At 39.1% G+C, this 12,613-nt stretch carries 8 protein-coding genes, 2 pseudogenes and 1 other annotated feature; of the genes and pseudogenes, 9 read left to right on the top strand and 1 reads right to left on the bottom strand.

The genetic code is table 11. The features are described from left to right. The first annotated feature begins 499 nt into the window (after positions 1–499). From acbA to C3420_RS15170, 9 genes and pseudogenes are all read left to right on the top strand, one after another. On the top strand, positions 500–2,284 hold the full coding sequence (acbA, locus tag C3420_RS15210) for an acinetoferrin biosynthesis protein AcbA (protein ID WP_103800923.1): 1,785 nt from the start codon (positions 500–502) through the stop codon (positions 2,282–2,284). Then, positions 2,277–3,758: an acinetoferrin biosynthesis monooxygenase AcbB gene (gene acbB, locus C3420_RS15205; protein ID WP_004814635.1), complete on the top strand. Its 1,482-nt coding sequence runs from the start codon at positions 2,277–2,279 to the stop codon at positions 3,756–3,758. Before acbA ends, acbB begins: the two co-directional genes overlap by 8 nt. Continuing rightward, positions 3,755–5,572, top strand: coding sequence for an acinetoferrin biosynthesis protein AcbC (acbC, locus tag C3420_RS15200; RefSeq protein WP_004281756.1), 1,818 nt, complete (start codon positions 3,755–3,757; stop codon positions 5,570–5,572). Before acbB ends, acbC begins: the two co-directional genes overlap by 4 nt. A gap of 27 nt (positions 5,573–5,599) precedes the next feature. Continuing rightward, a complete protein-coding gene (acbD, locus tag C3420_RS15195) occupies positions 5,600–6,238 on the top strand; it encodes an acinetoferrin biosynthesis acetyltransferase AcbD (RefSeq protein WP_004814638.1) in 639 nt (212 codons plus the stop codon). After that, positions 6,235–6,606 carry a protein ActB gene (gene actB / locus C3420_RS15190; protein WP_004281762.1) on the top strand — a complete coding sequence of 124 codons (372 nt, stop codon included), beginning with the start codon at positions 6,235–6,237 and terminating at the stop codon, positions 6,604–6,606. Before acbD ends, actB begins: the two co-directional genes overlap by 4 nt. Further along, positions 6,603–7,838: an MFS transporter gene (locus tag C3420_RS15185; protein WP_004683789.1), complete on the top strand. Its 1,236-nt coding sequence runs from the start codon at positions 6,603–6,605 to the stop codon at positions 7,836–7,838. Before actB ends, C3420_RS15185 begins: the two co-directional genes overlap by 4 nt. A 9-nt stretch (positions 7,839–7,847) precedes the next feature. After that, positions 7,848–10,118: a TonB-dependent receptor gene (locus C3420_RS15180; protein WP_103800922.1), complete on the top strand. Its 2,271-nt coding sequence runs from the start codon at positions 7,848–7,850 to the stop codon at positions 10,116–10,118. A 51-nt stretch (positions 10,119–10,169) separates the two neighbouring features. Further along, on the top strand, positions 10,170–11,396 hold the full coding sequence (actD, locus tag C3420_RS15175; protein ID WP_068517851.1) for a putative acinetoferrin export transporter ActD: 1,227 nt from the start codon (positions 10,170–10,172) through the stop codon (positions 11,394–11,396). Between the two features lie 214 nt (positions 11,397–11,610). Then, positions 11,611–12,356: pseudogene (locus C3420_RS15170) on the top strand (IS3 family transposase); the annotation flags it as partial. Continuing rightward, positions 11,886–12,002: a sequence feature (AL1L pseudoknot), on the top strand. Its footprint overlaps the pseudogene before it by 117 nt. A gap of 51 nt (positions 12,357–12,407) precedes the next feature. Here the strand turns inward: C3420_RS15170 and C3420_RS15165 are convergent. Further along, positions 12,408–12,613, bottom strand: a pseudogene (locus C3420_RS15165) (IS5/IS1182 family transposase); the annotation flags it as partial.

Below are 12,613 nucleotides of genomic sequence, written 5' to 3'. Positions count from 1 at the left end.
AGATTCATGCACGTGTGGCAGTATTAAATAAATTTATGGAATTAGGCCGAGCTCATACCCAAGTTGTCACTTAAATTTAAACAACTTAGGAAAGCTCTATCTTTAAAATCTTTATGCAACAAAGCCCCATCAACCATTAAATCCGTATACCCCATTTTTTGACATATTAGATTTTTGATGTGGGGAAATATTACATTTGAGACTATTTAAAAATTTTATACATCTATAAAAACTATTGATGGCTACAAGCTGATCATTTTATTTAATGAGAATTATTATTATCTTTTTGTATCTTTACTGAGCAATATTCCTTGTTAAACAAAATAAATTCAATGATTTAGTGTTGTTTTTCTAGGTTCTTTTATGGAATTGAAATAGTAAATGATAATAATTATCATTAGTTCTATCTTAACTACAAACTCCCTTGTACTTAAGATGTGTTTCAGGCCTAAAACATTTCGAAAAACAAATTAACTCTTTTGAAAGAGGATATCGACAGATGCATTCACTTGCTAATCGGTTGGCGTTACAACATTTCGTCAATGCATATACGCAAGAAACTGGCAAAGGTCACTTGCTTCATAAAAGTCAGCAATCTCTTCAACTACAGACGTTTAGCCAAGGTTTGACGCTGTTATCAATACCGATTACCTCTATTCAAGCACGTTGCTTTTTCCCTTTATCTTATGTGAGCTGTGTGGGGCGACATCGCTTAGCAGATCTTCCGCAAATTATCATCGATGAAAAAATTAAGGTATTTAGTCCTGTAGCAATTGTTGGGTTGTTGCTAGAAGAACTTGTTCAAGAAGCCGCTGTTCATCTAGATGCTGCTTCATTAGTTGAAAAATGGATTCAAAGTCGAGATGCGCTACAACAGTTTTTACAAAATCGTGAATATGAATTTGATGATTTAGTAAAAGCAGGGCAAAGCTTTATTGAAACAGAGCAAGCTTTGATTTTAGGGCATAGTATGCATCCCGCGCCAAAAAGTAGGACAGGCTTTGTTCATGAAGATTGGTTAAACTTTTCTCCTGAAAATAAAGGTAAGACTCAACTTCATTATTGGCTAGTGCACCAAGATTATATTGCAGAAGGTAGTGCGACTGATGAACCTATTTCAGCGCAATTAAAAACTGCGTTACAGTGGTATTTATCTGAAAGTGATCTCAATTTATTAAAGACACATGCGGAATATAAGTTACTTCCTTTACATCCATGGCAAGCGCGTTATGTACAGGGCAAAGCTTGGTTTGAACGATTAAAGCAAACAGGGCAACTGATTGATTTGGGCTTGCGTGGTTGGCAATTCTCTCCAACCACTTCCATACGCACATTAGCGAGCTTCAATGCACCTTGGATGATGAAGCCGTCACTTTCAGTGATGATTACCAATTCTATTCGAGTGAATTTGGCCAAAGAATGTCATCGTGGTGAATTGACACATCGTCTGTGGCATAGTGAGTTTGGGCAAAATATTCTTAAACAGTGTCCAAGTCTAAAAGCAGTCAATGATCCAGCTTGGATCGCTTTAAAAATCGATGATGAAGTGATCAATGAAAGTATTTGTATTTTCCGAGATCAACCATTCCATCCACAACAACAAGTCACTTGTATCGCATCTTTGTGCCAAGATCATCCGATCAAGCCTTTAAATCGTTTTAATGCCTTATTTGCAAAAATTGCGAAAGCCCATCCTGATGCTGAAGTTTCAGAGATTGCTTCAGATTGGTTTAATCGGTTCCTCGAAGTCAGTTTGCAGCCTTTGATGTATCTATACCATCGTTATGGTATGGCATTTGAGTCACATCAACAAAATGTATTATTAGAACTCGAAAACCATTTTCCTAAAACTTTATGGTTACGTGATAACCAAGGTTTTTATTATATTGAAGAATTTGCCACTGAAATTCTGCAAGCACTTCCTGAACTGAAAGAAAAAGCCTTTGCGGTAGGTCCGAAAGCTTTTGTTGATGAACATTTTAGTTATTATTTCTTTGGCAATACTTTGTTCGGGATTATTAATGCCATCGGTGCAACAGGCTATATCACTGAAGATGAATTGTTAGCGCATCTAACTGGATTTTTAGAAGAGCAATTACAGCAATATCCTGAGAGTACCTTAATACAAGGACTACTGTTCAATTCAACGCTGCCTTATAAAGGCAACTTGCTGACACGTTTGCATGAATTAGACGAGTTGATCGCACCTGTAGAAAATCAATCTGTTTACGTGCAACTGCCAAATCCACTGCGTATTTCACAGAAGGATGTCAGTTATGCTTGATTTTATTGGAATTGGTCTAGGACCTTTTAATTTAAGTCTTGCTAGTTTGCTACAAAACAAAAGCTCACTCGATTACGTATTTTTTGAGCAAAAGGCGCAATTTGATTGGCATGCAGGTATGCAACTACCTAATACGGTATTACAAGTGCCATTTATGGCAGATTTAGTCTCGATGGTTGATCCAACCAGTCCATTTAGTTTTTTGAATTATCTGCGTCATCAGCAACGTTTGTATAAGTTTTACTTTTTAGAGCAGCCACATATTCCACGTTGTGAATACAACCACTATTGCCAATGGGTTGCAGAACAACTTGATTGTATCGAATACCAGTCGCAGGTTCTAAAGATTGAACCTCAAACGATAGGTTTTAAAGTAGTCGTTGAATCAAACGGTGTTCAGCAAAGTTATTTATGCCGTCATTTAGTGATTGGAAGTGGTAATGTGCCATATTTGCCTGAATGTTTGGCAAAGATTCAGAAAGTCCGTCCACAACAATGTCTGCATTCAGCACAGTATATGACGCATGCCGATACAGATTTACATGGCGATGTGGTCGTACTTGGTTCTGGACAATCTGCAGCTGAAGTGTTTATCGACTTATTTGATGAACAGCAAGATACTGTTAATCATCAGTTTGATTTGCATTGGTTTACTCGTTCTCAAGGTTTCTTCCCGATGGAGTATGCGCCATTAGGTTTGGAACATTTTAGTCCAGATTATGCACAGCATTTTTATGATTTGACTGCGCAGCAAAAGGAACAGCAGTTAAAGCAACAAGCCTTGTTATACAAGGGAATTAGTGCAAAAACCATTCGGGAAATTTATCAAAGACTTTATCACCGCAGTATTGCAGGTCAAAGCTTACAGACACATTTACATAGTCAATGTGATTTGAAAGATGCAGAAGCATTGGATACACAAAAAATCCGACTGCATTTCCAGCATCGTGCTACAGCTCAGTCTTTTCATCTCGACTGTGATTTTCTTGTAGCCGCGACGGGTTATTTCACGCCTGATTTTGGTTTTATGCAGTTGCTCAAGCCATACATCGAGTTTGATCATAAACAGCGTTGGCAGATTACAGACGACTATCGTGTTGTACATCGGCTGAATGGTCATATTTTTGTTCAAAATCAGGAAATGCATAGTCATGGTGTCGGCACACCTGATTTAGGTCTTGGTGCTTATCGTGCAGCAAAGATCATTAATCAATTGCTTGCTGAGCCTCTTTATGAATTAGGCAATCAAGCGCAGACATTCCAACACTTTAATCTCTCTCAAAATCCAAAAATTTGTATGGCAGATGACAAAGCACAATCAAACGAGTGCCTTTGCGAAAATTCTCCCAATAAAAACCATTCAATTTTCAAGAAAACAGAACAGAACGTGATGACGGCGCATCCTAATCGTCGTGGTGCAAACACACGTACACAAACTGCTTCTGTACATTCAACATATGAGAAACTGATATGAACTTTGCAACTTTAAAAATTAATCAGCAGCAATGGCGTGCCGCAGGACAACGTCTTATTGAAATGGCGATTGCAGAGTTTCTATACGAAGAAATTATTGAAGTTAAAGCATTGTCAGCAGGGCGTTATCGTTTAGATTTAGGCAATCGTCAGTATGAGTTTCAAGGAAATCAATATCTACTCGGACACTGGAATATTCAGGAAGCTTCGGTACGTGATGTGACTCATAGTCAGGAAAATGATCAACCTGCTTGGAACTTACATGAGTTTATTGTGGCAATGTCTGACAGTTCTAATGTTAAGCCATTTACCAAAGCGTATTTGATCAAAGAAATGAATAATACTTGGCTGGCAGAAGCACATTTGTTCAATGAAACACGTTTGCCAAGTATAGCGGTTTTGACAGAGCCACATTACAAAGTTGAAGGCATGCTACGTGGTCATCCTTGGCTCATCATGAGTAAAGGGCGTATGGGTTTTGGTTATGATGATTATTTAAGCGCTGCACCAGAGCTTTCACCTGAAGTTAAAGTGTTGTGGTTAGCCGTACATCGTGATTTAGCAGAGTATCGAAGTACTGAAGATTGGAGTGCCTGCGGTTTATATCAACATGAATTTGATGCCAATGAACTACAGCAGTTCATCAATATTCTCCAAGAAAAAAACCTAGATCCACAAAATTACTTTTTGATTCCCGTACATGCTTGGCAATGGCATCAATGGCTTGTTCCGACTTATGCCAATGAGATTGTGGATCAGAAAATTATTGAGTTAAATATCAGCCAAGATAGCTATGTGCCGATGCAATCAATCCGCACATTATGCAATACGTCAAACCTACAACGCCATTACATTAAGTTGCCTGTCAGTATTTTTAATACCGCTGTTTATCGTGGATTACCCTCAAAGCGTAATCTAGCAGCTCCAGCAGTGACCGCATGGTTAAAAAGAATTCATCAACAAGATCAAGACTTACAAAATACAGGTGTGATTTTCTTAGGTGAAGTTGCGACTTTAACTATCCATCAGCCGTGTTTTGACCGCATTGACGGTGCACCGTATCAATTTAAAGAGCTGTTCGGTTGTTTATGGCGTGAAAGTGTTGATCGTTATGTTGATCCATCTCATCAAGTGTTATCTCAAGCAGCATTGTTACACCGTGATATTTCAGGTCAATCGATCCTGAGCGTGTTGATCCAAGCATCAGGTTTAAGTCCTTTGGATTGGTTAGCACAATTTGCTCAAGTAAGCATGAGTCCATTATTACTTTGCTTATATCGTTATGGTTTAGCATTTTCACCACACGGTGAGAACACAATGTTGGTACATGAAAATGGTGTGCCGAAAGCAATGGTATTAAAAGACTTCATTGACGACATCAATTTAGTGGATGAGGATTTTCCTGAGTTAACTCAGTTACCATCTGAAGCAGATTTATTACTCCGTCACGAAGCGACCGATCTAAGCCATTTTATTTTCACAGGTCTGTTCATGGTGCATTACCGTTATATCTGTAATGTGTTCTTGCAAGACTATCCTGAATATTCTGAGCTTGATTTTTGGCAGACCATTTCCAACACGATTGTTGAGTTTAACCAAAAACATCCAGAACTGGCTGAACGTGCTGATAAATTCGCCATGCTGCGTCCAAGTTACACCAAAATTTGTCTAAACCGTGTACGTCTATTTACCACAAGTTATAACGATGAAGCAGAACGTCCTGTTCCTGTCTTCCTTGATCCTATTGCAAATCCAGTTAGCCCAGAAACATTGAAAACATGGGCAGAACAACCACGCCAAGCTAAAGCGGGCTAATTTTATTCGTCATTTTATAGGTTCGATATGAAAACTATCTCTCAGCAATTACCAGATTATTTTGAATACTTTGAAGATGGTACACAGTACTACTTACGCCAAGTGCAATATCCACAGGATATTCCTTTATTACATCAATGGATGCATGAGCCACATGTAATTCCTCAGTGGCAGTTAAATAAATCGGAACTAGAGTTACAAGTTTACTTCGACAAAATGTTAGCAGATGACCATCACCGTTTATTAATCGTTGGAATTGATGGCAAAGATGTGGGCTATACCGAAATTTATGAAGGTAAACGAGATCGTTTAGGCCGTTATTACGATGGTGATGACAATGATCTCGGTTGGCATCTCCTGTTTGGTGACAAATCTGTGTTTGGCAAAGGCTTCTTGCGACCAACCATTCGGTTACTCAGCTTTTACATTTTTGAACATTCGAAAGCTAAAAAAATTGTGGGTGAGCCAGATCATACCGTTAAACCATATGCAGCAGTAGTGGCAGAGCTTTGTTATGAAAGCCAACGTTTAATACCGATGCCTGAAAAAACAGCGATGTTGTACTACTGCTTCAGAGAAACTTTCTATAACAAGTTTGGGGATTATTACCAAACATCACAACAACAGCTAGCTAATCAGCCAGCCAAACTCCTGAGTGTTACATGAGCTTATATATCAATGAAATGCATATCTTAGACATGCGCTTTGCGGCGAATGTCTCTGTTGCAGAATTTGAACAATGGTTAGCACGGATTCAGCACTATTTCGAACATCAGCGAAATTTTGTGTTGATCATGCAAACCGATGCAAATACAGAATTTCCGGAGGAATATAGAGCAATCCAAGGCAAATGGTATAAGCAATATAAACAAGATTTTTACCAATATTGTTTGGGTTTTGCTCGTATTGCTCAAGATGAAGAAGATCGTATTCGATTGGATACACCAGCTCTGCACAAAGCTTGGCATGTTCCATATTTTGTGAGCGTAGATAAAGCTGAAGCCACACAATGGGCTTTGCAGAGGTATTTATGAATCAAAATTCATTAAATATTCAGAAAGTCTCAGCCTTGAGCCTGAGTGTCGTGGTGGTTTTATATCTCGCGCATGCCTTACCACTGTATTTTTATAATGTGGCCTTACCTGCGATTCTGCGTCATCAAGGCGTAGATTTACGTTGGATTGGCATGTTGTCGCTGCTCTATATTCCTTGGGCATTCAAGTTTTTTTGGGCACCACTAATCGATCGTTTTTATTTCAAAAAACTCGGTAAACGTAAAACTTGGCTTTTGTTTACGCAAATAGCTTTAGTGTTGGGGGTCGTTGCTTTGGCACTTACCCAATTCGATTACGGTCTTGGTGTATTTGTTATTGTCGGTTTATGGATTTCAACTTTTGCTGCAACTCAAGATATCGCAATTGATGGCTATACGGTCGAAACCTTTTCAGAATCTGAGTATCGACTAGGCAGTATGGCGCAAAGTATAGGTGTTGCGCTTGGCAGTATGGTTGGTGGAGCAGCAACTTTATGGCTGTATGAGCTTTATGGTTGGCAAACTGCACTGATTTCCTTAGCCGCTATGACAGCATTGACGATGTTGGCTATTTTCCAGATTAAAGAAAAATCAAATGTAGAGAAAATCTCAAAACAGCCGCCAAGTCTGATCCGTGCATTTAAACGTCCAGAAATGTTATGGGCATTAGCCTTGATCGTATGTTATCGAATTGTCGAAGCACCAGCTATGGCGATGCTGAATCCGATGCTGATTGATCAGAAATGGTCGTTGTCACAAATCGGCGTGCTGATGTCTGTAATAGGTGCAGGGATTGGATTATTAGCCGCTGTTTCAGCTGCATTTTTATTAAAAAAAATAGCCGCAACACAATTGCTGATCTGGGCTGGTTGGGCACGCAGTTTGGTTTACGCCTTGTTGGGTGTTGCAGTTTTACTCAGTTGGTTGAATCAATGGCATTTACTTCTTGGTGGCTTTGTCATTGTCATTCTTGCCATCCGCTATATCGCAATGACAGCCTTATATGCACATTTCATGCAGACCAGCTCCAAAGAACAAGCTGGTACTGATTTTACGATTTTAGTTTGCTTCGAACTATTGGTTTATTTCATTGGCGGTGCAGTCTCAGGTTTCTTAGCCAAAGCATTTGGTTATGGAAACTTCTATCTCATTCTCGCAGTTTCATCCGTTTTAAGCGTGTTGCTTAGTCAACTGCTTATTCGCAAAGCAAAACAAACGCAACAACTCATCTAGGGGTCATTTATGAAAGTTCGTTCACTTTCGACATCATTAACACTGCTCAGCTTGGCGATCAGTACGCAACTTTATGCTCAAAATGTCGAGCAGACTTCAACCGTAAATCAAAGTGCAACGGTTGAGGCTGAGAAGCCAACTCAACTGGCACCGATTGTAATGACAGCAACTCGCTCAGCTCAAAGTATCGCTGAGATTGCGGGAACTGTTTACAGTATTAGCCAAGAAGACATTGCAAAACAAGCTGCTGCTGGTAAAAGTACCGCAGATATTTTAGGACTGTTGGTTCCATCTTTAACACCAAGTTCAGGTACGACCAGTAACTATGGGATGACCATGCGTGGTCGTACAGTACAATATATGATTGACGGTGTTCCGCAAACGGGTTCAAGAGATAGTTCACGCCAATTAAATAGCATTAGCCCAGACATGATTGAACGTGTTGAAGTCGTGTCAGGTGCAAGTAGTATTTATGGTGCAGGTGCTACAGGTGGGATCATCAATATCATCACCAAAAGAGGTTCGGGTGATGGTGTAAATTTTGAAACCAAACTCGGCGTTACTTCAGGTGATAATTTCAAAAGTGATGCTTTAGCTTATGAAGCGTTTCAGTCTGCATCATTTAACCAAGGGGATTGGAGTGGTTTCTTAGGTGCTAGCTATACACAACGCGGTGAAATTCAAGATAGTCGTGGTGATCGTGTAGGTCCAGAAGTTGCACAAACAGATCGTCAAGATACTGAAACTGTAGATGTGAATGGTCGTTTAAGCTGGCAGTTGGCAGATAAGCAAAAATTAAGTATCGGTGCGCAATACTATAATGATGAGCAGGACAGTGAATATGGCGCTGATTATGGTCCAGGCTTATCTGTTTTACTTCTAGGGGCAAAACCTAGTCAAAAAGCTGTAAAAGGTTTAGAGCTTGATACTCAACCACGTACTAAGCGCAGTGCAGTAAATGCACAATATGAAAATCAGGATTTTCTTGGTCAGACTTTAAATGCAGAGGCCTATTATCGTACTGAAAAAGGGCGATTCTTCCCAAGTGCAAATGCTTTAGCACATGCATCCATTCCAGGTGGAAGAACATTTATTGTTACCCAATCAGAAACAGATATTGATGTTTTTGGTGCTCGTTTAGCACTTCAAAGTAAGCTCAATCTGGCAGAACGTGCATTAAATCTAACTTATGGTGTGGATTACGATAAGGAAAATGGCAAACAAACAGCACAACTTTATGATCTAAATACTTTTATGAGTAGTAATGGTCTTAAGTTTAAGCCTTTAAATAATTATGCTTTTGGTCCTGAGGTAGATACTGAAAAGCTTGGTTTCTTCTTACAAAGTCAATTTGAAGCAACTGATCGCTTAAATCTACAAGCTGGTATTCGTCATGAGCGCATCGATAGTGATGTTAAAGACTCAGTTCCATATTCTGAAGCAATGGTTGCCGATTTCGTTCCAACATACCAAGCTAAAACTTTAAAAGGTGGTTCAGTTAAGCATGATGCAACACTCTTTAATGTAGGCGCACTTTATCATTTAACTGATGCACAACAGGTGTTTGCAAATTTCTCGCAAGGTGCAAATTTACCTGATGTACAACGTATGCTAAGAGATGTTCCTGCAAACTTTGTCGTAAGTAACCAAACAATTGATCCAATCAAAGTAAATAGTTTTGAGTTGGGCTGGCGTCTACAAGATGATGCATTAAGCACAGGGATCACGGCGTTCTATAACAAATCTGATAAGTCATTGAAATTTGGTCCTCCAAGTTTTGCAATTGAAGTTATTGATACAGATGAACGTGTGTATGGTGTTGAAGGTAATATCAAATATACCGTTTCAGATGATTGGAATGTAGGTGGGACTTTAGCTTATACACGTGGTCAGTTCAAAAACTCAAATGGTAAATGGCAAGAGTTAGATGCAATTCGTGTAGCACCTTTGAAAGCAACGGTTTATTCAGACTGGCAATTCAATGATGGTTTAGGTTTACGAGTACAAGCTTTGGCTATTGATGGCACGGATGAAGCGCGTAAAGATGCGATTGCGAATGGTAGTACTCGTCCACCAGCAGAAATCAAAGGTTTTGCAGTGATGGATGTGATTGCCAATGCAAAAGCAGGTCCAGGGACATTAGGTTTTGGTGTATATAACGTGTGGAATACGGACTATAAGTCTGTTTATAGCCAAGCAGTTTCAACGGTTTACGGCGATATTTCGAGCTTGGCTGCTCAAGGTCGTACCTATGGTTTGAGCTACACTCTCAAGTACTAATCTTATCCAAAAGGCATCTTTTAGATGCCTTTTCTTTTGATGAATTCCATGATGAACAATCATTTAAAATTTTTAGCTTTGGCTGCGTTAATCAATGGAACGTGTTTTTCCATGATTCTTCCTTTACTGGCACCTTTGACTCGACAGTTACATTTATCCGAATTCCAAGGTGGAGTGATCGTTTCAGCAGGAGCGATCTGTATGGCGATTGCATCTATTCTGATTGCCAGAGGGGAAAAAATACAGACTCCTTATCAATTAATGAATTATGGTTTCTGGGGCATGACCATTACTTGGGCTATATTTACAGCGATTCTTTATTGGGGAATACAACAAACATTACCCGTAATGATAGTTTTTGCTTTGTTGGTGATTAGTCGAGCAAGTACTGGTGGTTTTATGGCTATGCCACAAATAGGTCTACAAAGTTATGTCATGCAACATGTCACAGAGGAACAACAACGCAGTCAAAAAATGGCAATGTATGGTGCGATGAATAGTTTAGGTATGATCGTCGGCCCATTTCTAACTTCAGTGTTATTGTTCGGTGGAATTTTATTGCCAATGTGGATTGCAGTTATTTTATTGGTGATTTTTAGTTTGATTATCACAATGTATTTTAAACATGATGAGGGTAAACAAAACACAATATTGGATCAAAAACAGCCTGTAAAAATAGAGCATTCATTTTCATTAAAACCAGCTATTCCTTGGCTTATTTTAGGATTTACTACCTATATGGCTATCGTGACGCTCAATATGACGGCAGGTTTTTATATTCAAGACCATTTTCATTTAAGCTCACAACAAAGTGCGATTTATTTTTCCCAATGTATGCTCATTGTTGGTTTTAGCTTAGTGATTACTCAGATCCTGATTGTAAAAGTACTTCATTTAAAACTGAAAGCTTTGGTATTGGTGGGTACGTTTAGCATGGTTATTGGACTCATCCTATCTTTAAGTGCAATCCATATTTGGATGTTTCAAATAAGTTATTTATTTTATGGGGTCGGAGTGGCAACCCTTTTGCCTGCATTTACCACAGGGGCGGCTCAATCTGTTACGCAAGCTGCTCAAGTCAAAATGGCAAGTATTTGTACAGCTACTCAAGCGATTGGTCTCATTGTGGCGCCTTTACTGAGCACTTTTCTATATCAGTTCGGCATTCACTTACCTTTTTATTTACTCTTAATATTGATGGTCACAGTGGCGGTCTACTTGTTGATCATATCCTATTCAAATCAGAATACGATGATAAGCAATAAGGTTAACTCCTAAATCAAATATGCTTGAAAAACAGAGAATATTAAATTTTTATGATTGCAGTCTCGTAATCAATTCTTAGATGATTATTTTTAGTTGGACGTTTGATCTAGGCGTATGGATATTCATTCTGCAGTTTATTCACATTTTCTATCCAAGGGGACTGAACCGTACCGGGTTTGTCGGAGAGTCAATATTCTGAGTGAGAAGCACTGCTTCGCAAGGTTCGATGACAAAATTAAAATATACCCCTGAAATCAGAGAAAAAGCGGTTCAATTACTAATTGAATCTGAAAAAGATTATCCTTCTACTTGGGCTGCAATCACAGCAATTGCGCCTAAGATTGGTTATACTCCTGAAACACTTCGTGCCTGGCATCAAAAGCATTTAGATCAGCAAAATCCTATTAAAGTACAACAGATATCTGATCAAGAAAAAATGAAGCAAATGGAACATGAAATTAAAGAATTAAAGCGTGCCAATGAAATTCTACGTAAAGCAGCCGCTTTTTTCGCCCAGGCGGAGCTCGACCGCCCACACAAATAATGGTGGATTTCATCCATAACAATAAAGATCGATATGGTGTTGATGCGATTTGTAGGATTTTACCGATCGCAGCTTCAACCTATTACCGAACTTTAGATCTCGCGGACAATCCAGAACATCGAGCGAAACGAGATCTACATGATGAGCATCATGCTGAACAAATTAAACGAATTTGGAAAGAAAGTTCAGGTCGATATGGTGTGCGTAAGGTCTGGCAACAATTGAAACGTGAAGGCTATATTATTGCACGTTGTACAGTTGCTCGATTGATGCAGAAGCTAGGTATACAAGGTGTTTGGCGTGGTAAGAATAAACAAACCACCCGTAGCCGAGATGATCAAAAAAGAGCAGATGATTTAGTGAAACGTAATTTTAATGCTGATCATCCTGACCAACTGTGGGTGAGTGACTTTACGTATATTCAAACGGCTTTGTTGCACAAAGATTTGAAATGCAAAGCGCCCCTAATTGAGCCAAATTTAAGGCGTAACTTGGGTAAGTGGGCGACCTAATTCCGTAAATCTGTTAAGGACTGCTACACGTGCATGGATCTCATTCACTTGGCTATCAAAACTCCTTGCACTGAGTTTATCTCCTAATAATTTGATGCAATGCATCTTAGTTTCAACCAAACTTCGCCGATGATAGCCTGACCATTTTTTCCATAGTATCCTACCTAAACGTT

The organism is Acinetobacter sp. ACNIH3 (genome assembly GCF_002918965.1).
Lineage (GTDB): Bacteria > Pseudomonadota > Gammaproteobacteria > Pseudomonadales > Moraxellaceae > Acinetobacter > Acinetobacter schindleri.
Note: the sequence above shows the minus strand (reverse complement) of the source record. Positions and strands in the feature narration are given on the sequence as shown.